Consider the following 23,823-nt stretch of genomic DNA (forward strand, 5'->3'; position numbering starts at 1 on the left):
AAGTCCTTTCGTTCATTCGCTTATCGCTTGATAAGATGTTACCCCGAATTGCGGCCGCAGTCAATCAATCGAAGTCGGTCGCCTGCCGGCGAGGCGGGTTGGCGCGGGCATTCTGGCGCTTGTCGGCGTTTTTCTTCGCGCGCATCGTCACGGATTGTTCCTTGCGGGTTTGGCGCGCGAGCTCCCGGCCGGTCTTCTTGTAGCTCAAGTATCGCTTCTCGTCGAGCGAGCCGTCCCGGATCGCTTCCCTGACGGCGCAGCCGAGCTCCTTCTCGTGCCGGCAGTCGCGGAACCGACAGGCGGCCGCGATCGCTTCGATGTCCGCGAACGCTTCCTGGCGGCCGGCATCGGACTCCCACAGCTGCAGCTCGCGCATGCCGGGGGTGTCCATCATCACGAAGCCGCCCGGCAGCGGGAACAGCTCGCGGTGCGTCGTCGTATGCCGGCCGCGCGCGTCGTCTTCGCGGACGCCCTGCACCAGCTGCCGGTCCTCGCCGGCCAGCCAGTTGAGCAGCGTCGATTTGCCGGCGCCGGACGAGCCGGTGACGGCGATGGTGCGGCCCGGCAGCAAATACGGCTGCAGCTGCGCGCGGCCCTGGTCTTCGAGGGCGCTGACGGCATGAACCGGCACGCCGGGCGCGGCGGCTTCGACCTCCGCGACGCGGCGCGCGGCATCGTCGCAGAGGTCGGCCTTCGTGAGCAGGACGACCGGCGAAGAGCCGCTCTCCCAAGCCGCGACGAGGAAACGCTCGATTTTGCGGACGTTGTAGTCGCCGTTCAGCGCGTTGACGATGAAGAGCGTATCGATGTTGGCGCCGATGACCTGCTCCTCCGGCACGGTGCCGGCGGCGCGGCGGATCATCGCGGTGCGGCGGGGCAGCACGGCGTGAATAACGGCGCGGCGTTCGCCGGGCAGCGGCTGCGCGGCGACCCAGTCGCCGACGGCCGGGAATTCGCCGCGGGACGCGGCCTGGAATTGGAACTTGCCGCTTACCTCCGCGGCAAGCTCGCCATCCTCGGTCCAGACGCGGTATTGGCTCGCGAACTGCGCCGTGACGCGCGCGGGCACGAGGCCGGCGCCGCCGGCCGGCAGCGCGTCGAACGCGAGACGCCAGCCGTCGTTCCAGCCCAACAATTCAAGCGCGGAGCGGCTCGGCGCATCGGCATTGGCACCGGCATCGGCATCCGCGTCCGCAGAGACGGGCGCGTCCGGGGCGGTCGACGCCGCGCCGCTGTCTTGCCATTTCATTTCATCGCGTTCCTGAAGCTTGCGGATCGCTTGGCGATCGGTGTTTAGATTCAAATCGGAAAACCCCTTTTTCCTGGAATAGTGGTTGGTTCGGTGCGTAGACGGGACGTTCGCGGTCGCACAGCGGCCGATAGGGCGGGCGGGAGACGACGCAAACAACGACAAAAAGACCGCGGGAAAGAAGCTCCTGCGGTCTGCGCGGCATCGCCGTCCGCCGATGATTTCCTTCGGCGGACGGACGGCCGGACAGCAAAAAGCCGCAGGAAACCGGAGCATCCGGTTCCCTGCGGCTACGACGGCGAAGAAGCGGGCGTAGCCGCGACTGCCGTGTTTGTTATCCGACCGAGACCGATGCGCATGCGATTTCCGTAACCGATACAATCGAAGTCGTGTTCGCCATTTACATCAGCCTCCTTATAGTAGATGTTGCCATTTTATGCGGAATCCGGCCGTTTGTCAACCGTTCCCGCTTTCGAAAAACGGCCCCGCTTCGGGCAGCTGCCGAAACAAGGCCATGGATTACGAAATCGCGTATTTGATAATCACCGCAACGGCGAAAATAACGAACATTATCCCGAAGAACCCGCCAAAGCCCATCGCGACGTCGAAAAAGTCATCGCGCGGCTCCTCGTTCACGTGCTCGCGCGGATCTCTAACATTTTCCATGGTTTCATTATCCTCCTCTGGGGCGACGATTGCTCCCCATAGTATACCCAACTTTCAGAATAATTGTAAAGGCGCCGGACGTGACAAAATTGAGGACATTTTCCAATCGGGCGATCGTCGCGGACAAGTTCTTCCGCGGCAAAACAAGCGTTCGTGTGGTACAATGGAAGGCAGCGCAAGTGCGGGAGGAGGACGACAATGGGGGATCAATACGCCGCCGAGACGGCCGCCGACAGGCGTCTCGCGGAAGAACGGATTCGCAGCAAGCTGGCGCTGCTGCCGGATCAGCCGGGCTGTTATTTAATGAAGGATGCCGGCGGCACGATCATTTACGTCGGCAAAGCGAAGGTGCTCAAAAATCGCGTGCGTTCGTATTTCAACGGCAGCCACAACGGCAAGACGCTGCGGCTCGTCTCGCTCATCCGCGATTTCGAATATATCGTTACGTCCAGCAACATGGAGGCGCTCATTCTCGAGTGCAACCTGATCAAGCAGTATCATCCGCGGTACAACGTCCTGCTGAAGGACGACAAGACGTTTCCGTACATTAAGATCACGGGCGAGAAGCATCCGAAGCTCGAGGTGACGCGGCGCATCGTGAAGGACAAGGGCAAATATTTCGGCCCGTACCCGAACGCGTTCGCGGCCCAGCAGACGAAGAAGCTGCTTGACCGGCTGTACCCGCTCCGCAAGTGCGGCACGCTGCCGGACAAGGTATGCCTGTATTATCATTTGGGCCAATGCGTGGCGCCTTGCGAATTCGAGATCGAGCCGGGCACGTACGAGAACATGGTGCAGGAGATCACGCGCTTCCTCGGGGGCGGCCACGACGAAGTGCGGAAGGCGCTTCAGGCCAAGATGGAAGCGGCCGCGGAGGAGATGGAGTTCGAACGGGCGAAGGAATTCCGCGACCAGATCGTCGCGATCGACGCCGTCATGGAGAAGCAGAAGATCACGCTGAACGACGCGATGGACCGCGACGTGTTCGGCTTCTCGGTCGACAAGGGCTGGATGTGCGTGCAAATCATGTACATGCGGCAGGGCAAGCTGATCGAGCGGCGGGCGACGATGTTCCCGTATTACGGCAGCGCCTACGACGATTTCATGACGTTCGTGACGCAGTATTATTCCGAGAACCCGGCGCTGCCGAAGGAGATTTTCCTGCCGGCGCAGCCGCAGGCCGATGAGACGCAAGCCGAAACGCAAGCGGGCGACGTGCAGGCGGCCGGCTCGTTGGCGGCGGATGCCGGAACGGGAGCCGGCGACGGGGACGCAGCGGCAATGGCCGGCGCGCAGGCCGATGCGGCGGCAACCGGCCTTATGGCGGCGGAGTCGCAGGAGCCTTACGGCTTCGGAAGCGACGCGCCGGACGACGAGCGGGAGGAGCAAGCCGCGGATGGCGATCAGCCGGCCGCCGGCTCGCCGGAGGAGGAAGTGCGCAGCTCCCTCCAGAAGTGGTTGAAGGTGAAGGTATTCATCCCGCAGCGCGGCAAGAAGAAGGACGTCGTGGCGATGGCCGTTCACAATGCCAAGATGACGTTGGAAGAGAAGTTCAAGCTGATCGAGCGCGACGAAGACCGCACGTTCAAGGCGGCGGAAGGGCTGGCGGAAGCGATCGGGCTGCCGCAGATCGGCCGCATCGAGGCGTTCGACAACTCGAACATTCAAGGCACGGATCCCGTATCGGCGATGGTCGTCTTCACGGACGGCAAGCCGGACAAGAAGGAATACCGCAAGTACAAGATCAAGACCGTCCAGGGTCCCGACGATTACGAGACGATGCGCGAAGTCATCCGCCGGCGCTACGAGCGCGTGCTGAAGGAAGGGCTTCCGCTTCCGGACCTGATCATCGTGGACGGCGGGCGGGGACAGATCTCCGCGGCGCTCGACGTGCTGGAGAACGAGCTCGGCTTGTTCGTGCCGGTCTGCGGCCTCGTCAAGGACGCGAAGCATAAGACGGCTCAGCTCATGACCGGCGACCCGCCGGAGGTGGTGCCGCTGGCCCGCGACAGCCAGGCGTTCTACCTGCTGCAGCGGATCCAGGACGAGGTCCACCGCTTCGCCATCACCTTCCACCGCGAGCAGCGGGGCAAGTCGATGGTGGCGTCGCGCCTCGATGCCATCCCGGGCATCGGCGAGAAGCGCCGGAAGGCGCTGCTGAAGCATTTCGGCTCGATCAAAAAAATCAAAGAAGCGTCCGTCGAAGATTTCCGGCCGCTCGCGATCGGCGAGAAGCTCGCCGCGCAAATCATCGAAGCGTTGAACAACGAGGAGCCGTCCTGAGGACGGCTCCTTTTTGTTGTGTCCGGGGCCGGCGGCCAGCGGCTGAGCGCGCGCCTGTACCCATGGCTTGCGCGCGAACCTCGCGCTTACGTATCGATCGCGTCGATGGCGCGCGGACCGGACCGCTTGGCGCGGCGGTCCCAAGAGCGGAACAGCCAGGCGATCGGAATCGGCAGCAGGATGTAGACGATGCCGGCCGCGATATTTTCGGCGCCGCCCATGAAGACGAGGGAGAGCGCCATCATGGTGCTGTCGAAGACGGCGTGGGCGAACAGCACGGTAATGAAGCCGAAGCGCAGGAACATGAAGCTGAAGACGAGGCCGATGACGGTCAGCTCCAGCAGCCGGGTGGTGGACGGGAAGATCGGATAGGTGACGTGCCCGAGCGCCCAGATGACCGTCGGAATGAGCGAGGCGACGAAGCTGTTCCGGAACCAGCGCTTCATGAGCCCGATGCCGAACAGCCGAAATACCGCTTCCTCGGAGATGGCGGCGCACCAGGCGAGGAGCGGGAACGCCCACGGCACCGCAAGATTGTAGGTCGATTGCGTCACGTCCGTCGTCGACCAGGAGCCGTACGCGTGCATGAGCACGATGAAGATGACCGTCTGCAGCCCGAGCAGCGCGAACGCGGTCAGGTAGCCGAGCCACATGCTCCGCCATACATGGTCGCCGTAGCCGGGTTGACCGTAACGCGGCCACTGGTTGCGGCCCATGGCCCGCCACAAGCCGTCTCCGCCGACAAGCGAGAAGTAGACGGCGAGCGCCATGACGACCGTGACGAGGCAGCTGACGAGGACGGCCGCCGCGGCGAGCACGTTGCCGTCGGACGTTTCGCCGTAACCGGCGAGCAGGCCGTCCTTCATGTTGACATCATTGACGATGTACATGGCGAGGAATAGCAGCGAGATGACGATGCCGCGCACGAAGGAGCTGTGCTTTCGGTACAGGGAGGCGTAAATGATGGCCAGAATGAACAGGACGAACGATAAGAACAGGCTGCCCAGCGTCGATAAGTAATTGGCGAGCTTCTTCTGTTTCGCGACGTAGTCGGCGTAGCTCTGCGGCACCGCGAACGCCGGTTTGAACGCCGTTATGCGGAAGCTGCCGTTCTCCAGCTTCTCGCCGCGGACCGTCAGGCGGAGCTTGGCAGCTCCGGCGCCGGCCGCGCTTTTTTTCTCGAACACGACGGTTTCGGTATCCGGCTGTTCGCGGAACGCCGTCAACTCCGCTTTCGGGTACCCTTTGGAAGCGAGGAAGGCGAGCGCGGCATCGCTCAGCTCGGTTCCCCGAGCCGGAGCGCCCTGCAGCTTGCCCAGCCGGTTCCAGCCGACGACCGAGCCGTTCTGCATGTGCAGATAAACGAAGATTTCGCTGCCGTCGGGCATGTCGGCCGTCGTCTGGTACGTCTCGGTCGGCAGCGTGCGGTCGTAGTTGTCGTCGTAGCCGCGGGTCAGTTTGTTCTTTTCCAAGTAGCCGTACAGCAGGCTGTCCGATTGATGCACGGCATGAACGGCGACCGGCCGGCTCGCGAACTGCTTCTCGACGAACGCCGCCGCTTTCGCCTCCGCGTCGCGTTTGTCCATGACCGGCTCGCTTCCGCTGTCGAAGAAGGAGTCGGCCGTCGCCGGAACGATTTGCACGAGCAAATACACGATCAGGCCGATGCCGGCCAGCAAGCCGTACCATTTCCAATTCGGGTTTAACCGCAATGGGTCCATTGAGCACCTCGTCTGCATAGAATCTTCGTTCGCCGCCGCGCGGCGCGCGGGCCGGCTTGTCATATTCATATTCGGGATAGCGGGGCATTAACACGTTCGGCCGAAGCAAACTTTGCGCCGCGCGGTCCCCGCGATCTTATCGGTCCTGGAATCCGCATGAATCCCTCCTCTTATCATCGGCAGCTTCGCGCCCGCCATCCATGGTATTGGATACGAAAAATGGCAAACAATAAATGAGGGGGATAGTTTCCGTCCGTTCCGCCCCGCGGTAATGGAACCCGAAGCCGCTAGACCGGCTTGTACTGGGCGGCGACCTCCTCGATCCAGCGGCGCACGGCGGGATTGAAGCCGTCCGACTGGTCGTAGATGAGCGACGTCGTCCGCTTCGATTCCTCCAGCTCGAGGATCGGGACGACCTGCAGGTCGTTGTCGGCCAGCATCTGCGGCCGCAGGTACGACTTGGGCAGCAGCGTCGCCGCGCGGCACGTATGGAGCAGGCGGAGAATCGCCTCGAACGAGTCGATTTCCATGCGGACGTCGGGCAGCAGCCGGTATTTCTCGAACAGCTCGTCCGTCAGGATGCGGTACCAGGTTCCCTTGGAGAACAGAATCATCGGCAGGCCGTTCAGGTCCGTGATGACGGGCGCGCTTTTCTCCATTATAAAATGGTTGCGCGGCAGGACGAGGACGAGGTGGTCGTCGAACAGCGGCACGCACGTCAGCTGGGCGTCCTCGATCCGGGAGGCGACGATGCCGAGGTCGGCCTTCCGGTCCCGGATGAGCGTGACGATTTCGTGCGTCTTGCCCGTGATCGCTTTGATGTCGAGCTCCGGGCTCCGGGCCGTCAGCGCCTGGATGAGATCCGGCAGCGAGGTTTGCAGCGTCGTGAGGCTCGCGCCGATCGTGAAGGTCGCGCGTCCGGCATGCTTGTATTCCGCGAGCAGCTTCAGGAAGCGCAGATGCTGCTGCCGCGCCTCTACCGCGTAGTCGTACGTCAGCTGGCCGATGCGGGTCAGCTCCAGGCGTTTGCCGACGCGCCGGAAGAGCAGCGCGCCGAGCTCCTGCTCGAGCTTGGCGATTTTGCGGGAGAGGGCGGGCTGGGACAGATTGAGCGCCGCCGACGCTTTGTTCATGCTGGACTGTTCGACGACGACGGTAAACATGTTCAATTCTTCGAGCACGGCGTGCACAGCCCCTTTTCCGAAGTATCGTATATGCAAATAGGTTATAACTTTTAATGAATAATACGCAATTCCATTATAAGCGCAAAAGGAGTATCATGTGAAATGTGACCATTTTGTGTGAATCTATTATTTATTGACGCTCATCTGGGCTGGGGTTACAATGGAGAATGGTTTTGGCGAATGGCGAAAATTGGCGAATGGAACGCCACAGTTTGGAAAGGAGAACGTTTACGTTATGAAAGGAAATTCGTATTTATCGCGCAAGATTCACTCCTTGCTCGGAGTCATCCCGCTCGGCCTGTTCATCATCGAACACATGGTATCGAACTTCTCGGCCGTCGAGAAGGGGCCGCAGGGGTTCAAGGATACCGTCAAGTTCCTGAATGACTTGCCGTTCGTCTTCGTCTTGGAGCTCGTCGGCATCTGGCTGCCGCTGCTGTTCCACGGGGTGTACGGCCTCTATGTGGCGTACCAATCCAACCTGAACACCGGCCGCTTCCAATATGGCCGCAACTGGGCGTTCACGCTGCAGCGGATCACCGGCGTGATCACCTTCATTTTTGTTTTCTGGCATATGTACCAAGCGAGGTTCCAAGTCATGATCGGCAACCTCACGCACGAAGAACTCGGCAATCAGATGCACACGATCACGACGAACGGGTTCTACTTCGTGCTGTACGTCATCGGCATTCTGGCCGCGACCTTCCACTTCAGCAACGGCATGTGGGCGTTCCTCGTCAGCTGGGGCATCACGGTCGGACCTCGCGCGCAGCGCGTCTCCTCTTATATTTGGATGGGCGTGTTCGTAATCGTGGCGGTGTTGTTCTTGGCGTCGCTGATCGCCTTCCGCGGCGACGAATTCAAGGAGGCGGCTTCCGCTGCCCTGCAATTGACGAATCTCGTTTGAGTTTAAGACAAGGAGCGAAATGCAATGGCTAAAAACAGAATCATTGTCGTCGGCGGCGGACTCGCCGGCCTGATGGCTACCATAAAAGCCGCGGAAGCGGGCGTACACGTCGACCTGTTCTCGGTCGTGCCCGTCAAGCGGTCCCACTCGGTCTGCGCGCAAGGCGGCATCAACGGCGCGGTCAACACGAAGGGCGAAGGCGATTCCACGTGGGAGCACTTCGACGATACGGTCTACGGCGGCGACTTCCTGGCGAACCAACCGCCGGTTAAAGCGATGTGCGACGCCGCCCCGGGCATCATCCACTTGATGGACCGAATGGGCGTCATGTTCAGCCGCACGCCGGAAGGTCTGCTCGACTTCCGCCGTTTCGGCGGCACGCAGTACCACCGCACGGCGTTCGCCGGCGCGACGACCGGCCAGCAGCTGCTGTACGCGCTGGACGAACAAGTCCGCCGCTGGGAAACGGCCGGCCTCGTGACGAAGCGCGAGCACTGGGAATTCATGGGCGCGATCCTGGACGACGACGGGGTTTGCCGCGGCGTTTCCGCGCAGGACCTCCGCACGATGGAGATCCATACGTTCGCCGCGGACGCGACGATCCTGGCGACGGGCGGCCCCGGCATCATTTTCGGCAAAACGACGAACTCCGTCATCAACACGGGCACGGCCGCCAGCGCGGTCTACCAGCAGGGCGTGTACTACGCGAACGGCGAGTTCATCCAGATCCACCCGACGGCGATTCCGGGCGACGACAAGCTGCGCCTGATGTCGGAATCCGCGCGCGGCGAAGGCGGCCGGATCTGGACGTACAAGGACGGCAAGCCGTGGTACTTCCTCGAAGAGAAATACCCGGCCTACGGCAACCTGGTGCCGCGCGACATCGCGACGCGCGAGATCTTCGCGGTCTGCGTCGACGAGAAGCTCGGCATCAACGGCGAGAACATGGTGTACCTCGATCTGTCGCACAAGGATCCGAAGGAGCTGGACGTCAAGCTCGGCGGCATCATCGAGATCTACGAGAAGTTCACGGGCGACGACCCGCGGAAAATTCCGATGAAGATTTTCCCGGCGGTTCACTATTCGATGGGCGGCATGTGGGTCGACTACAACCAGATGACCAACATTCCGGGCCTCTTCGCCTGCGGCGAATGCGAATACCAATACCACGGCGCGAACCGTCTCGGCGCGAACTCCCTGCTGTCGGCCATCTACGGCGGCATGGTTACGGGACCGAAGGCCGTGGAATACATCAAAGGCTTGAAGAAATCGGCCGAAGACCTCCCGTCCTCCGTGTACGACCGCGAGAAGAAGCGCCAAACGGACAAATACGAGGGCATCCTCAAGATGGACGGCACGGAAAACGCGTACGTGCTGCATAAAGAGCTCGGCGAACTCATGACGAACAACATGACGGTCGTGCGCTTCAACAAACGCCTGGAAGACACGATCTCGACGATCAAGGAACTGAAGCAGCGCTACCGCAACATCAACATCAACGACACGGCGCGCTGGAACAACGCGGGCGTGGCGTTCACCCGCCAGCTGTGGAACATGCTGGAGCTGTCCGAAGCGATGACGCTCGGCGCCCTGCTGCGGAACGAAAGCCGCGGCGCGCATTACAAGCCGGAATTCCCGGACCGCAACGACGAGGATTTCCTCAAGACGACGAAGGCCAAATGGACGGCGGAAGGGCCGCAAATCTCGTACGAGGACGTCGACGTGTCGCTGATCACGCCGCGTAAACGCGACTATTCCAAGAACAAGTCCTAGGAAGGAAGGAGAATCACGATGGCGGAAGCAGCAGTAGCAACGAAAACGGTCAAGCTGATCATCACGCGCCAAGACGCGCCGGATTCCGCGCCGTATACGGAAGAATTCGAAGTGCCGTACCGCGCGAACATGAACGTAATCAGCGCGCTGATGGAAATTCAGCGCAATCCGAAGAAGAGCGACGGCCAGAAGACGGCTCCCGTTTGCTGGGAGTCCAACTGTCTGGAGGAGGTTTGCGGCGCTTGCTCCATGGTTATCAACGGCAAGCCGCGCCAAGCGTGCAGCTCGTTGATCGACAAGCTGGAGCAGCCGGTCCGTCTCGCGCCGATGAAGACGTTCCCGGTCGTGCGCGACCTCGTCATCAATCGCGAGCGCATGTTCAACGCGCTGAAGCGCGTGAAGGCGTGGATCCCGATCGACGGCACGTACGATCTCGGGCCGGGACCGCGGATGGCGGAAACGAAGCGCCAATGGGCGTACGAGCTGTCCAAGTGCATGACGTGCGGCGTCTGCCTGGAGTCGTGCCCGAACGTCAACGACCGGAACAGCTTCATCGGTCCGGCGGCGATTTCCCAAGTTCGCTTGTTCAACGCGCATCCGACGGGCGAAATGCACATGGAAGAGCGTCTCGACGCGCTTATGACCGACGGCGGCATCGAGGGCTGCGGCAACTCGCAAAACTGCGTGCGCTCGTGCCCGAAAGGCATTCCGCTGACGACGTCGATCGCGGCGATCAACAAAGATACGACGAAGCATCTGTTCAAGAAATGGCTGGGCATGTAGCTTCGGTGTGAAGAAAATCCGCCGCTTAGTTGGCGGGCGGAAGAGGCATTGCGGCAGGATGACCTTGCTGCGGCTCCCCCGGAGGGGCCGGCACGCCGTACGTCATTTACGATTCGCGCTCCCGTGGTGCTTCGCACCAAAGTCGCTCGACTTCGGAAATGCCGTGCTCCGTGCCGACCCGGAGGCGCCGCTGCGGATTCCTGCGCGGTGCCTCTTTTTTGTCCGCCGCGTCAAGGGAGCGGCGGCTTTATAACCTACGCTGGTCCGGGGAGGCTCACGTCTTGGCGCGCCAGACGCAAAAGAGGCAGTTCCCGTCGGGAACTGCCTCTTTTGCTATAAGAGCATAAGCCGCGCGCTACGGCCGCTTAGCACCAATGTTCGCCCCAATCTTGAATGGAGCGGATAACGGGCTCTAATCCTTGCCCTTTGGCGGTTAATTCGTATTCGATCCGGACGGGCATCTCCGGATAAACGTTCCGTTTAATGATGTCGCACTGCTCGAGCTCCTTCATCCGGTCCGTGAGCATCTTGTCGCTCATTTCGGGAATCTGCTCTTTGATTTCCTTGAACCGTTTCGGCCCGCCCAGGAGAACGCGTATGATCAAGCCGGTCCATTTTTTGCCGAGCAGCTCGGTAGCGCATTCAAACTTCGGGCACATTTTGGAATAATCCACGTTATCACCCCGCTTTCTGTTCTTTCTATTGTAACACAGGACGATTTGTAAAGGGAATGGATATTCGGCTTCCGTCCAAAATACTTTTGAATTTGTATCAACTATACTTAAGTAAGTACAAATTTCGCCGCGAAATGGTCTCATGCTTGTCTCAAAATCGGCGTCCTCGGAAAATTCGCTTATGTTTGCCGGGACCGAAACCGAAATATTTTCTAGTACGCTGGCGAAATCGCCCTGCTATAATAGGGGGGCATGGAACGAAGCGAAAGAAAGCCGTACAAGGCGGCATCGAGGTGCTAGCATGGCAGACAATTGGGGATTTTACGAACGGCGCGACGGCGGCGAACAGCTGCGCGTGCTTGTCAATACGGGGTATAAAGGCGATGAACCGGCGGCGGATTATCCGGACCTGCTGTCGATTACGGTCAATTTGTATCCGGTCCGCGAGCAAGTGAAGACGAGGCGGCAGTTCGTCGCGCAGCTCGAGGAATTGGAATCGAAGCTGGAAGCGTGGCTCGAGAGCGGACGCGGGGCGATCTATGCCGGACGCATCAACGCGGCGACCCGCTTGGAGTTCTACTATTATTTGCCCGCGGACCGGCCCGGGGAGGACGCGCTGCGCGCTTGGGTGGACGAGCATTGGCCGCACCGGGCGCAGTGCTACGTGAAGCCGGATCCCGAGTGGGAATTTTACCGTTACCTGCTGCCGGACACGCTCGAGGAGCTGTTCGTCCATAACGCGCAAATGATCTACGCCCTTATTCATAAAGGCGATAAAATCGCGCAGCCGCGTAACGTCTATCATTGGCTGCTGTTCCGGGAGGACGAGGACCGGCTCGCGATGGAGCGGCTGCTGGAGAAGCAAGGGTACGTGATCGAGAAAGAGAAGGAGAGCAAGCCGGAGCAGGATTATCCGTATCCGCTCGTCATCAGCAAGTTCGAAGACGTCAAGCTCGATACGATCAACGCCCGCGTCCGCGAGCTGCACCGGCTGCTGGCCGAACGGGACGGGCGGTACGACGGCTGGGGCGCGGTGATGCGCCTTTCGCCGGCGAAGCGGTTCCGCCGCTACGTCCGCCGCCGGAAGGAGTCGGCGCATCTGGCGCTGCGGCGCGTACTGTCGTGGCGCTGCTCACAATCGAATCAGAACGAGGCCGGCAAACAGTAAGACGAAAGCCGACCATTGCGGCGCATTCAACCGCTCGCGGTAGAGCAGGATGGAGCCTGCGGCGACGACGAGGCTGTTCGCGGCGAAGATCGGCCCGGCGATGCTGGCTTGTCCCGTGCCGAGCGCGAGCGCATAGAGCTGCAAGCCGGCGTACGAGAACAGGCCGGCGATCAGTCCCCATTTCAACCCGGTACCGATGCCGGAGGCGGCAAGCCGGCGCGCGACGACGAAGTCCCCGATCCGGCCGGCGGATCGGATGCGCGTGCGATCGCGGAGGGTGAATGCGACGAAGCCGGCGAACGATAGCGCATAGGCGACGAAGAGGACGGGTGAGCTGGCGAGACCCATTTCCTCGGTCACCTTCATGCCGCCGTTGCGCAGCGCGAACAGCGCGATGCCGAGCCCGACGTACAGATGCCACGGCGGCCGGATGCCTTGGCGCCGGCCGCCGGACTTCATGGAGATCAGCGCGACCGCGGCGAGCAGAAGAATCACGCCGGCAAGTTCGAACGCCGACAGCGCTTCGCCGTAGGCCGCGATGCCGAGCGCGACCACGAGCAGAATGTTCATGTTCGTGAGGGGCGAGGTCAGACTGGCGGGGCCGTATTCGAGCGCCTTCACGAACAAGGCGTTGCCGAGCGCGGAGCCGGCGCCGATGATCGCGCCGGCGAGCCAGACGCGGACGTCGGCCAAGCCCGCGAGGAGGCTGTTCTCCGCGGCGCCGTTCGCGGCGAAACCCGCCGCGCCGGCAAAATAAAGTCCCAGAAACAGATAGGCGGGAGAACCGCCCTGCATCTGGGACACTTTCATCCACCAGCCCGCAAGCCCGAAGAGCAGTGCGCTGCCGACGGCTGCTGCAAACCACATGCCATTCACCTTTCTGCCGGGACGCGCGAAAAATTGTCACACAACTGAAATGTTCCTGTTATCGTCCCATTACATTCGTGGGGTAAGATACTGACCAAGACCCCCTTTTGATTATATATGCGTTGTTGGACCTGCCGCGTGCAGGTCCCTTTTTTTGTCCGGAGGGTCAGAGCGGCACGACGACCGGCTGCCGGTTTTTGTAGTACTGCCACTGCTTGAAGCCGATTTCCTTCAGCCGCTTCGCGACCCGTTCCCAATCCTCGCCGACGCGGCTCGGCTTGTGGGCGTCGGAGCCGAACGTGACGGCCACGCCGAAATGGCGGGCCCGCTCCAGAATCGCATCCGACGGGTACCAGCCGCCGACGTCCTTGGTGCCGCCCGACGTATTGATTTCAATGGCGACCCGGCTGTCCGCGATCAGCTTCAGCGCTTCGTCGACGGCGTCCTCCGCCGGGATGTCCGAAAACGCCGGGTAATAGCCTTTCATCGCGTCGATATGGCCGAGGATCTGGAACATGCCGCTCTGCGCGGACTGGCCGATCAGCTTGTAATAGAGCCGCTTCTGGTCCAGCTGCTTCTCCGCCGACAAGCCTTTCCACCGGTTGCGGTTGAATATGCTGACGCCGCCCGACTGGTGCACGGAGCCGATGACGTAATCGAACGGAATCGGCTCGTAGACGGCGCGATAGACGTCGGCGTGCTCCGGGAAGAAGTCCGACTCCACCCCCAGAAGCACGTCGATTTGGCCTTCGTACTTCGCTTTCAGGCGCTGGACTTCCTCGATATAATGCGCGAATTCGCTTCGGGCCATCGCGATGCCCGGGTTCGGGTGGTCGTGCTCGCTCGCGAAATAGGGCGAGTGGTCCGAAATCCCGATGACGCCGAGCCCTTCCTTGATCGCGGCTTGAATATAATCCTCGATCGTGTCGTCCGCATGCCCGCACCGGAAATGATGCGTATGTAAATCGAATTTCATGTTTCGTCCTCCTATTCGCTGCTGATGAATTGATCCTCCGGCATGCCCTTCAGATCGCTCAAAAACTGCTGCATCGCGGAATTGATGTATCGTCCCGACTTGTAGACGAGTCCGACGGGGTGGCTCATGTCCAGCTCGTTTACCTTGATGCGCTTCAGCGTGCCGAGGCGCACTTCGTTGGCGATGGCGAGCTTGGAGACGACGGCGGCGCCGAGGTTGATTTCCACCATGCGCTTGACTTCCTCGCTGCTCGACAGCTCCATGACGATGTTCGGCTGCAGGTCGTATCTGCGGAAAATTTGGTCCAGGAACCGCCGTCCTAACGTATCGGGCGACAGCATAATCATGGGTATGTCCTTCAGCGATTCAACGGTAGTATGCTTCAATTCGCTCATCGGATGCTCCGGCGCGACGACCAGCTCGTACGTGTCGTAGTACAGAATCGCCGTCTCCACGTTGGGATTGCGTTCGGTCAGGTACGTGATGCCGATATCGACGCTGCCGTTCTCGACGCTGGCCATGACGCCGGTCGACGGCATGGAATGGATGGTCGTCTTGATGAGCGGGAATTGGTTTTGAAAATAAGACAGCACGCGCGGCAAAATCTGAATGGCGATGGAGGAGGTGGTGCCGAGCACGATGTGGCCTTGCGGCGTCTGGTTGAGGTCGGACAGCTTCTGCTTGAGCTCCTCCACGATGGCGAGAATCCGCTCCGCGTGGTCCAGGAACACCTGGCCGCGGTCGGTGAGCGTAACGGGCTGGTTCCGATCGATTAGCACCGTCTTAAACTCGTCCTCGAGACTTTTGATTTGCGCGGATACGGCCGGCTGCGTCAGATTGAGCAGCTCGCCCGCTTTGCGGAAGCTCATGGTGCGGGAAATCGTCAACAACGTTTCAAGCTGGTTAATGTTCACGGAAGCCCTCCCTGTCTATTAAAGTTTTTTATCACCCTGCCATATGATTATAAATGATAATCCGGCGAACAGCAAAGAACGGGAGGCCGATTCCGCCCGGCTTCACAATACCTTTAGAAGGATTCATGGGACAATTGTCGAAAGGTCTGATAGAGTGTAAGCCAAAAGCGCTATAAAGGAGCGAAACGACCGCATGGATTCGAAGGCAGTCAGAAGCTGGATCATGTACGACTGGGCGAATTCCGCGTTCGCCACGACGATTATGGCCGCGGTGATGCCGGTCTTCTACAAGGAAGTCGCGGGCGCGGGGCTTGCGGGCAATACCGCGGAAAACTATTGGGGCTTCACGCAGACGGCGGCGATGATTCTGGTCGCGGTCCTGTGCCCGATTCTGGGCGCCGTCGCCGATTATACCGGTTCGAAGGTCCGGTTCTTGTCGGTCTTCATGTTCATCGGAGCCGCGTCCTGCGTCGGCATGGCCTTCATCGGCGAGGACGGATGGCTGCTCGCGTCGATTCTTGTCGTGATCGGCACGATCGGCTTCGCCGCCTCGAATACGTTTTACGACGCGCTGCTGCCGAGCGTCTCGACGCCCGAGACGATGAACGCCGTCAGCAACAAAGGATACGCGATGGGCTATTTGGGCGGCGGATTGCTGCTGTCGGCGAATCTTGTTATGATATTATTTTACGATAAACTGGGCTTTCCGTCGAAGACGGCGGCGACGCAGACGGTCTTCGCGACGGTCGGCGTCTGGTGGATCCTGTTCTCGCTTCCCGTCATGCGCAACGTCAAGGAGAAGGCGGGCGCGCATGTCTCCGGCTTCGCTGCGGCGATCGGCGGCGGCGTTGCCCGGATCCGGGCAACGGCGGGCACGTTGAAGCGCTATCCCGAGCTGCTCAAGTACATGGCGGCGTTCTGGTTCTTTAACGACGGCATCAATACCGTCATCGTCATGGCGACGATTTACGGCAGCGGCATCGGCATCGAATCGAACGACCTGATCGCCGCGCTGCTGATCACGCAGTTCGTGGGGTATCCCAGCACGCTGCTGTTCATCAAGTTCGCGAGGCGGATCGGCATCAAACCGTCCATTTACAGCTCGCTGCTCGTCTACGTGCTCATCGTCATTTTGGGCTTCTTCATGACGAGCGCCATTCATTTCTATTTGCTGGCCGCGCTGGTCGGCCTCGTGCAGGGCGGCAGCCAGGCGACGGCCAGATCGCTGTACGCCGAGCTCGTGCCGCCTTCGCGGACGGCGGAGTTTTTCGGCTTCCTCAGCCTGTCCAGCAAGTTCGCGTCCGTCGCGGGCCCGTTCGTCTTCTCGGTCGTGGGCACGCTGACGGGCTCGAGCCGTTACGGCATTTTGGCGCTGTTGGCCTTTTTTATCATCGGCATCGCGATCCTGGTCGGCGTGAACGTAGAGAAGGGACGGCAGGAAGCGCTGGCGGGGGAAGCGGCGTCTTAGAACGGATCGGGAAGCACCGGAGTCAGTCGCAAGGGGAGAGGACTTACAACATGAAAGGAACGACGCATCTGGCGATCGGGGTCGCCATCGGCGTCGCGGCCGCGGCGAGCCATCCGTTCGCGGCGAAGCATGCCGCGCTCTATGTCGCGGTGGCGGCGTTCTCGGCGCTCGGCGCGGATCTGGACGGCACGAGCCTGCTGAGCGGCAAGCTGAACCGCACGGCCAAGACGGTCCATTGGCTGCTGATCTGGGGCGGCCTCGCGCTCGCGGCCGCCGCGGCCGGCGTATACGCGGCGAAAGGCGAGCTGCGCTTGGAATGGGCGGTACCGGCGGTGATCGTGCTGCTGCTCGGGTTGGTGCTTGGGAATGGCACCATCCGCAACGCGCTCGTTTGCGCGATCGGGCTCGGGCTGCTGTACGGCGGCTTTGCGGGGGAGATGAGCTGGCTGATCGGCCTCGGCGTCTTCATCGCCTGGGTGCCTTGGCTGAATCATCGCGGCCTAAGCCATACGGCCTGGGCGGTAGCGGCTTGGTGGGGAATCGGCCTGGGGCTGGAGCGGCAGCTGGCGCTGGACGGCATCGCGCAGACGGCGATGTGGGGCTATCTGTCCCATCTGATCGCCGACACGCTTACGCCGAGCGGCGTCAAATGGCTGTACCCGCTGACGAAGAAGACGTTCAAGCTGCCGATCGGCAAGCTGTAGCGCCTAGGCGGACGCGGCGTGGGCACACGATTCCGCGCAAACGAAAAAGCTCTCCAGGACCGCGGTCCTTGGAGAGCTTTTGTTCGTTTGCGATTAATCGGAATTCAGAGCCATTCTTTCTTGCGGAAGATGAAGAACATGCCGAAACCGAGCAGCAGCATGAACGTCAGCAGGACGTACGAGCCGCCGTGCAAATGAAGCAGCGGCATATAATCGAAGTTCATGCCGTAGATGCCGGTCAAGAACGTCAGCGGCATGAAGATCGTCGTCAGCGCCGTGAACACGCGCATGATTTCGTTGGCGCGGTTGGCCAGGCTGGACTGATAGGCTTCGCGCAAGTTGCCCATGAGATCGCGGTACGTCTCGAACGTCTCGGCGATCTTCACCGCGTTCTCATAGATGTCGCTGAAATATTTTTGGAGCTGATCGTCGATCAGCTTCAGGTCCTTTTTGTTGAGCGTCGCGATCAATTCCTTCTGCGGGCCGAGCACTTTCTTCAGCCACAGAATCTCGGACCGGAGGCCGATGATTTCGTTCAGATGCGACTTCTTCGTGTGCATGAGGATGTCTTCTTCGAGACTCTCGATGCGCGCCTCGATCCGGTCGCCGACGAGGAAGTAATTATCGACGACGATGTCGACGAGATGATACAGGAAGTAGTCCGGCCGGCTGACCTGCTCCTCGAGCAGGATCGGCTTCAACGTGCGGAGCTCGTTGATTTTTTGCTTCGTTACGGTAATGATATAATGGCGGCCCAGAAAAATGTTCAGCGCCCGCAGGAAAATTTCTTCGTCGTCGAACCGGATGCTGTTGATGACCAGGAAATAATGGCCTTCGTGGATTTCGATTTTCGGCCGCTGCTCTTCTTCGCTCAAGCAGTCCTCGACCGCCAGATCGTGCAGCGAGAACAGCGGCTGCAGGACTTCCAGATCGTCCACGCCCGCGTCGATCCAATAGAATCCTTCGCCAGGCGGAATCGTCGCCGTCGCAATATCTTCGATCGGCGTGAATACGCCTTGCGTTACATGACGGATTTTCATCCGCGCTCCTCCTCTCTTGCCCTAATGCTGATTGTTTCCCGGATGCCGGCATGAGGAAGGAAGCGCGTGCGAATACGCCTATCGGCCCATTCGCTTCACCGCAGCGTATGTAAAGCGCGGAGGTACGAATAGGATCGAACGGGCGCAAGCGGACGCGCTACTGTTCCTGCTAGCCGGTAATCGATGCGGACGCGCGCAGGAACCGCGGCGAAATGCGCGGGTTCGATGCGGTTGTCCGCAGGCCTCGGGTCGCCTTCCATATTCGTAAACACCCCTTTGTAAATTCCGATTTTTGATTGCGCTCGCGCAATCCTTGTCTAGTATACTCCGACAATGTCTTTCCATACAAGAAGAAAAGCGGCGGGTGTCCCTACGTCATACCATATGCGGGGAAAAGCCCGCCGTGACACGTTTTTTGCCCGGTACGGCGACGATGCCTTGACGGAAACGGCGGAATGAATTAAAGTATTTCCATAACGTGTTCGCACAATTAAATAAGCAAGCTTTCTTATCAAGAGCAGGCGGAGGGACTAGCCCGATGAAGCCCGGCAACCGGCGTGAGAACGCACGGTGCTAATTCTTGCGGAAACGTCAGGTTTCTGAGAGATGAGAGGCGCATGTACGATAAAGTGATGCCCCTCTCTGCGGAGAGGGGCTGTTTTCGTTCACGCTCCTCAGTAAAAATTCACGACTGGAGTGAGTAGACATGCCGATTAAAGTACCGGACCAATTGCCCGCGAAAGACATTCTCGCGGAAGAGAATATTTTCGTGATGGACGAAAGCGTCGCCTATCACCAGGATATCCGCCCGCTGCGGATCGCCGTTTTGAATCTGATGCCGAACAAGGAAGTCACCGAGACCCAGCTGCTGCGGCTCATCGGCAACACGCCGCTTCAGGTCGAGGTCGTGCTGATCCATCCGAAGACGCATACGTCCAAGAATACGTCCGCGCAGCATCTGGACTCGTTCTATAAGACGTTCGACGACATCAAGCATCTGTATTTCGACGGCATGGTCATCACGGGCGCGCCGGTCGAGACGATGGATTTTGAAGACGTCAACTATTGGGAAGAACTGAAGGATATCATGGATTGGTCCGCGCGCAAGGTCACGTCGACGTTCCATATCTGTTGGGCCGCGCAGGCGGGCCTGTACCACCATTACGGCGTGCCGAAGCACGACCTGTCCGAGAAAATGTTCGGCGTCTTCCCGCATCAGATCGAGAAGCGCAACGTGCCGCTGATGAGAGGCTTCGACGAGCAGTTCTTCGTTCCGCAGTCGCGCCATACGGAAGTGCGCCGCGAGGACATCGAGAAAGTCGCCGATCTGGACATTCTGTCGCATTCGCCGGAAGCCGGCGTCTACCTCGTCGCATCCCGCAACGGACGGCAGATCTTCGTGACGGGCCATTCCGAATACGATCCCGCGTCGCTGAAGGCCGAATACGACCGCGACCGGGCGAAGGGCTTGGACATCGCCATTCCGAAGAATTACTACCCGAACGACGATCCGTCGAAGCAGCCGCTGTCCACCTGGCGCTCGCACGCGAACCTGCTGTTCTCGAACTGGCTCAACTACTACGTGTACCAGCAAACCCCGTACGACTTAGGGGCAGGCATTTAGCTTCATCTAATACGCAACGGAGAGGGAGAGAACGCAGTCCATGAAAATCGAAAGCCGCCTCGCGCAAATTGGATCCATTAAAGAGCCCGTCACCGGAGCCGTCAGCTTCCCGGTGTACCAATCGACAGCCTTTCGCCACCCGCGCCTCGGAGAGAGCACCGGCTTCGACTACGCCCGCACGAAGAGCCCGACGCGCACCGTGCTGGAAGAAGCCGCGGCGGAGCTGGAGTCCGGCGACGCCGGCTTCGCCTGCAGCAGCGGCATGGCCGCGTTGACGACGATTTTCTCGCTGTTCGGGCAAGGCGACCACCTGCTCGTGTCGCTCGACCTGTACGGCGGCACGTACCGACTGCTCGAGCGGATCATGACCCGCTTCGGCGTAACGGCTTCCTACGTGGATACGAACGATCTCGACGCGCTGAATACGCTCGTCACGCCTTCGACGAAGGCGATTCTCATCGAGACGCCGACCAATCCGCTCATGATGATCACGGACCTCGAGCGCGTCTGCGCCTGGGCGAAGTCGAAGAACCTGCTCAGCATCGTCGACAACACGCTGCTGACGCCGTTCTTCCAGCGTCCGATCGAGCTCGGCGCCGACATCGTCGTGCACAGCGCGACGAAATACCTCGGCGGCCACAACGACGTGCTGGCCGGGCTGATCGTGACGAAGGGCAAGGAGCTGTCGGAACAAATGGCGTTCCTGCACAACTCGCTCGGCGCCGTGCTCGGGCCGCAGGATTCCTGGCTGCTCATGCGGGGCATGAAGACGCTGGCCCTGCGCATGGAGCGCCATCAAGCCAACGCGACGGCGATCGCGAACTGGCTGCTGACGCACGAAGCGGTCGACGCGGTGTATTATCCGGCGCTTCCGCATCATCCCGGACACGAGGAGCAGAGCCGCCAATCGTCCGGCAACACCGGCATTTTCTCGTTCCGCCTGAAGAACGCGGCCTACGTCGAGCCGATTCTGCGCCACGTCAAGCTGATCGCGTTCGCCGAGAGCCTGGGCGGCGTCGAATCGCTGATGACGTATCCGGCGGTGCAGACGCACGCGGACATTCCGCTCGAGATCCGCGAGCGGATCGGCGTCGACGACCGGCTGCTGCGCTTCTCCGTCGGCATCGAGCATCAGGACGACTTGATCGCGGATCTGGCGCAGGCGTTCGAAGCGGCCAAACGCGAAATCGGGGAGGCGTAGAAGATGTCCAACTCACAAGAGCGCGACCCGAACAAAAAGCCCGAGACGCGATTCGCCACGAAGCTGATCCATTTCGGTTCCGAAATCGACGAGCATACCGGCGCGTCCAGCGTGCCGATCTATCAAGCGTCGACGTTCCACCATCACGATATTTTCAATCCGCCGGTCCATGATTACAGCCGTTCCGGCAATCCGACGCGCCAAGCGTTGGAAGACTACATCGCGGTGCTGGAGGGCGGCGTCCGCGGTTTCGCCTTCGCCTCCGGCATGGCCGCGATCTCGACGGCGTTCCTGCTGTTCTCGACCGGCGACCACGTCATCGTGACGGAGGACGTGTACGGCGGCACCTACCGGCTGCTGACCACGGTGCTGAACCGGCTCGGCATCGACTCCACGTTCGTGGACATGACCGATTTCGAGGCGGTCCGGGCGGCGTTGAAGCCGAACACGAAGGCCGTTTTCATGGAGACGCCGTCGAACCCGACGCTCAAGATCACCGACATCGGCGAAATCGCGGCATGGGCGAAGCAGCATGACCTCATCACGCTGCTGGACAACACCTTCATGACGCCGTATCACCAGCGGCCGATCGAGCTCGGCGTCGACATCGTGCTGCACAGCGCGACGAAGTTTCTCGGCGGCCACAGCGACGTGTTGGCGGGACTGGCCGTCGCGGCGAACGACGGCCTCGCCCGCCGCTTGAAGCAGCTGCAGAACGGCCTCGGCACGGTGCTCGGCTCGCAGGAATCGTGGCTGCTGATGCGCGGCATGAAGACGCTGCAGGCGCGCATGGAGCACAGCGAGCGGAGCGCCCGCAAGCTGGCGGAATGGCTGAACGCGCACCCGGCGGTGACGCGCGTCTACTTCCCGGGCTTGGCGGATCACCCGCGCCGGGACGTGCACGAGAAGCAGTCCAAGGGCTACGGCGCGGTCGTCTCGTTCGACGCCGGCGACGGCGAACGCGCGAAAGCCGTGCTGTCCCGCGTGAAGATTCCGCTCGTCGCGGTCAGCCTCGGCGCCGTCGAGAGCATTCTCTCGTATCCGGCGATGATGTCCCACGCCGCGATGCCGCCCGAAGTACGCCAAGAGCGCGGGATCACGGACGGCCTGCTGCGGTACTCCGTCGGCCTGGAAGACATCGACGATCTGATCGCGGATCTGGATCAAGCGCTGAACGGGTAAATGGCGCAAATAAAGCAATGCGCGGCAGTCCGGACGGACTAGCCGCGTTTTTCGTCATGTTGGCGGAGATTTGCTGGCCCGGACGCCAAATGACGGCCGTTATCGTTTGTGGTAGACTGAAGTGAACCTACAAGGTACGGAATCGGATAGAGAGAAGGAGGTCTCCGCATTGCAAAACGTGGACCGCATACTGGATCAAGCATTGCAGGGGAATCGGATCGGATTGGAAGAGATCGTAACGCTGTTCGAGTCCGACGAAATCGAAAAAATGGGGCATGTCGCCAATCAGCTGATGCTGCGGCGCCACCCGGAGCCGATCACGACGTTCGTCATCGGCCGCAATATCAACTATACGAACATTTGCGACGTCTACTGCCGCTTCTGCGCGTTCTACCGTCCGCCGGGCTCGAAAGAGGGCTACGTGCTGCCGGACGAGACGATTTTGCAGAAGATCAAGGAAACGACGGACGTGAACGGAACCGAAATCCTGATGCAGGGCGGCGTTAACCCGGACCTGCCGTTTACGTATTATTTGGAGCTCCTGCGCAAAATCAAACAACAATTCCCGGCGATCACCATGCATTCGTTCTCGCCGGCGGAGATTCAGAAGATGGTGACGCTGTCCGGCTTGTCGCTGGAGCAGGTGCTGATCGAGCTGAACCAAGCCGGCCTCGATTCGCTGCCGGGCGGCGGCGGCGAGATTCTCGACGACCGCACGCGGCGGAAGATCAGCCGCCTGAAGGGCTCCTGGACGGACTGGATGGACGTCATGCGCACCGCGCATAAGGTCGGCATGAACACGACGGCGACGATGGTCATCGGCTTCGGCGAGGAGATGGAGGAGCGCGCGCTCCATCTGCTGCGCGTCCGCGACGCGCAGGACGACTGCATCGCGAACGGTTACAACTCCAAAGGCTTCCTGGCGTTCATTCCGTGGACGTTCCAGCCGGAGAACACGAACATGAAGCGGGAGAAGGCGACGCCGGAGGAATACTTGAAGACGCTGGCGATCAGCCGCATCGCGCTCGACAACATCGACAATTTCCAGTCGTCTTGGGTGACGATGGGACCGGAGATCGGCAAGCTGACGCTGTCTTACGGCTGCAACGACTTCGGCAGCACGATGATCGAGGAGAACGTTGTCTCCGCGGCGGGCACGACGCACAAGGTCAACATCGGCTCGACGCTGCAAATCATCCGCGAAGCGGGCAAAATTCCGGCCCAGCGGAACACGAAGTACGAGATCTTGAAAGTGTTCGAGGGATCCGAGCAAGCGACGAACGATTTCATCATGCAAAATTAATCCGGATGCGAAAGCTCCCTTTCGGCGAACCGACGGTTCGCCGAAAGGGAGCTTTTTTTATGAGCCGCTAGCACGCTTCGCGGCCGCGATAATGCCGCCATTCCGTTTTCCGCTGCCACATCCCCCCTTTCATCCC

Annotated in this window: 20 protein-coding genes and 1 riboswitch; of the genes, 11 read left to right on the forward strand and 9 right to left on the reverse strand. The window is 60.6% G+C overall.

The features are described from left to right. Positions 1-64 precede the first annotated feature (64 nt). Positions 65-1,249: a ribosome small subunit-dependent GTPase A gene (gene rsgA, locus BMZ79_RS13100; protein WP_090641019.1), complete on the reverse strand. Its 1,185-nt coding sequence runs from the start codon at positions 1,247-1,249 to the stop codon at positions 65-67. 519 nt (positions 1,250-1,768) lie between these two features. After that, positions 1,769-1,915 carry a YqzM family protein gene (locus BMZ79_RS35105; protein ID WP_090640758.1) on the reverse strand — a complete coding sequence of 49 codons (147 nt, stop codon included), beginning with the start codon at positions 1,913-1,915 and terminating at the stop codon, positions 1,769-1,771. 198 nt (positions 1,916-2,113) lie between these two features. On the opposite strand from BMZ79_RS35105, the gene uvrC reads away from it, so the two are divergent. Then, a complete protein-coding gene (gene uvrC / locus BMZ79_RS13110) occupies positions 2,114-4,198 on the forward strand; it encodes an excinuclease ABC subunit UvrC (protein ID WP_090640759.1) in 2,085 nt (694 codons plus the stop codon). 86 nt (positions 4,199-4,284) lie between these two features. Here uvrC and BMZ79_RS13115 read toward each other — a convergent pair whose 3' ends face one another. Beyond that, on the reverse strand, positions 4,285-5,919 hold the full coding sequence (locus BMZ79_RS13115; protein WP_177222135.1) for a CPBP family intramembrane glutamic endopeptidase: 1,635 nt from the start codon (positions 5,917-5,919) through the stop codon (positions 4,285-4,287). A gap of 287 nt (positions 5,920-6,206) precedes the next feature. Continuing rightward, positions 6,207-7,100 carry a LysR family transcriptional regulator gene (locus BMZ79_RS13120; protein WP_090640762.1) on the reverse strand — a complete coding sequence of 298 codons (894 nt, stop codon included), beginning with the start codon at positions 7,098-7,100 and terminating at the stop codon, positions 6,207-6,209. A 238-nt stretch (positions 7,101-7,338) separates the two neighbouring features. Here BMZ79_RS13120 and BMZ79_RS13125 point away from each other — a divergent pair, with 238 nt between their 5' ends. Genes BMZ79_RS13125 through sdhB form a run of 3 tightly spaced genes read left to right on the forward strand, consistent with a single transcriptional unit; the run spans position 7,339 to position 10,566 of the window. Then, positions 7,339-8,010 (forward strand): succinate dehydrogenase cytochrome b558 subunit, encoded by a 672-nt coding sequence (locus BMZ79_RS13125; protein WP_090640763.1) that lies wholly within the window; start codon positions 7,339-7,341, stop codon positions 8,008-8,010. A gap of 24 nt (positions 8,011-8,034) precedes the next feature. Next, a complete protein-coding gene (sdhA, locus tag BMZ79_RS13130) occupies positions 8,035-9,783 on the forward strand; it encodes a succinate dehydrogenase flavoprotein subunit (protein WP_090640765.1) in 1,749 nt (582 codons plus the stop codon). A gap of 18 nt (positions 9,784-9,801) precedes the next feature. Next, complete coding sequence (gene sdhB / locus BMZ79_RS13135; protein WP_090640766.1) at positions 9,802-10,566, forward strand: succinate dehydrogenase iron-sulfur subunit; 765 nt, start codon at positions 9,802-9,804, stop codon at positions 10,564-10,566. A gap of 365 nt (positions 10,567-10,931) precedes the next feature. On the opposite strand, the gene BMZ79_RS13140 is transcribed toward sdhB, so the two are convergent. Further along, the gene (locus BMZ79_RS13140) at positions 10,932-11,240 is read right to left on the reverse strand and encodes a winged helix-turn-helix transcriptional regulator (protein WP_090640768.1); all 309 of its coding nucleotides are present in this window, start codon (positions 11,238-11,240) and stop codon (positions 10,932-10,934) included. A gap of 301 nt (positions 11,241-11,541) precedes the next feature. On the opposite strand from BMZ79_RS13140, the gene BMZ79_RS13145 reads away from it, so the two are divergent. Beyond that, positions 11,542-12,408 (forward strand): DUF695 domain-containing protein, encoded by an 867-nt coding sequence (locus BMZ79_RS13145; RefSeq protein ID WP_177222136.1) that lies wholly within the window; start codon positions 11,542-11,544, stop codon positions 12,406-12,408. Here the strand turns inward: BMZ79_RS13145 and BMZ79_RS13150 are convergent. From BMZ79_RS13150 to BMZ79_RS13160, 3 genes are all read right to left on the reverse strand, one after another. Beyond that, positions 12,373-13,275, reverse strand: coding sequence for an EamA family transporter (locus BMZ79_RS13150; protein WP_090640770.1), 903 nt, complete (start codon positions 13,273-13,275; stop codon positions 12,373-12,375). The genes BMZ79_RS13145 and BMZ79_RS13150 overlap by 36 nt on opposite strands. A gap of 166 nt (positions 13,276-13,441) precedes the next feature. Further along, positions 13,442-14,251 carry a histidinol-phosphatase gene (locus tag BMZ79_RS13155; RefSeq protein ID WP_090640772.1) on the reverse strand — a complete coding sequence of 270 codons (810 nt, stop codon included), beginning with the start codon at positions 14,249-14,251 and terminating at the stop codon, positions 13,442-13,444. Between the two features lie 11 nt (positions 14,252-14,262). Further along, on the reverse strand, positions 14,263-15,165 hold the full coding sequence (locus BMZ79_RS13160; RefSeq protein ID WP_090640774.1) for a LysR family transcriptional regulator: 903 nt from the start codon (positions 15,163-15,165) through the stop codon (positions 14,263-14,265). A gap of 193 nt (positions 15,166-15,358) precedes the next feature. Between BMZ79_RS13160 and BMZ79_RS13165 the strand changes: the two genes are divergently transcribed. Further along, positions 15,359-16,633, forward strand: coding sequence for an MFS transporter (locus BMZ79_RS13165; protein ID WP_090640775.1), 1,275 nt, complete (start codon positions 15,359-15,361; stop codon positions 16,631-16,633). Positions 16,634-16,683: 50 nt separating this feature from the next. Next, positions 16,684-17,337 carry a metal-dependent hydrolase gene (locus BMZ79_RS13170; RefSeq protein ID WP_090640777.1) on the forward strand — a complete coding sequence of 218 codons (654 nt, stop codon included), beginning with the start codon at positions 16,684-16,686 and terminating at the stop codon, positions 17,335-17,337. Between the two features lie 104 nt (positions 17,338-17,441). Here the strand turns inward: BMZ79_RS13170 and corA are convergent, their stop codons facing one another. Beyond that, the gene (gene corA / locus BMZ79_RS13175) at positions 17,442-18,377 is read right to left on the reverse strand and encodes a magnesium/cobalt transporter CorA (protein WP_090640779.1); all 936 of its coding nucleotides are present in this window, start codon (positions 18,375-18,377) and stop codon (positions 17,442-17,444) included. Between the two features lie 505 nt (positions 18,378-18,882). Then, positions 18,883-18,990: riboswitch (SAM riboswitch) on the forward strand. A gap of 93 nt (positions 18,991-19,083) precedes the next feature. Between corA and metA the strand changes: the two genes are divergently transcribed. From metA to mqnC, 4 genes are all read left to right on the forward strand, one after another. Beyond that, positions 19,084-20,001 (forward strand): homoserine O-acetyltransferase MetA, encoded by a 918-nt coding sequence (metA, locus tag BMZ79_RS13180; protein ID WP_090640780.1) that lies wholly within the window; start codon positions 19,084-19,086, stop codon positions 19,999-20,001. Positions 20,002-20,041: 40 nt separating this feature from the next. After that, positions 20,042-21,202, forward strand: a complete 1,161-nt coding sequence (locus tag BMZ79_RS13185; protein WP_090640782.1) for a PLP-dependent transferase — start codon at positions 20,042-20,044, stop codon at positions 21,200-21,202. Positions 21,203-21,205: 3 nt separating this feature from the next. Continuing rightward, positions 21,206-22,384 (forward strand): aminotransferase class I/II-fold pyridoxal phosphate-dependent enzyme, encoded by a 1,179-nt coding sequence (locus BMZ79_RS13190; RefSeq protein ID WP_090640783.1) that lies wholly within the window; start codon positions 21,206-21,208, stop codon positions 22,382-22,384. Positions 22,385-22,553: 169 nt separating this feature from the next. Beyond that, positions 22,554-23,687, forward strand: a complete 1,134-nt coding sequence (gene mqnC / locus BMZ79_RS13195; protein WP_090640785.1) for a cyclic dehypoxanthinyl futalosine synthase — start codon at positions 22,554-22,556, stop codon at positions 23,685-23,687. Positions 23,688-23,823: the final 136 nt, after the last annotated feature.

It is taken from the genome of Paenibacillus sp. UNC496MF (assembly GCF_900113915.1).
In the GTDB taxonomy this organism is placed as follows: domain Bacteria; phylum Bacillota; class Bacilli; order Paenibacillales; family Paenibacillaceae; genus Paenibacillus_Z; species Paenibacillus_Z artemisiicola.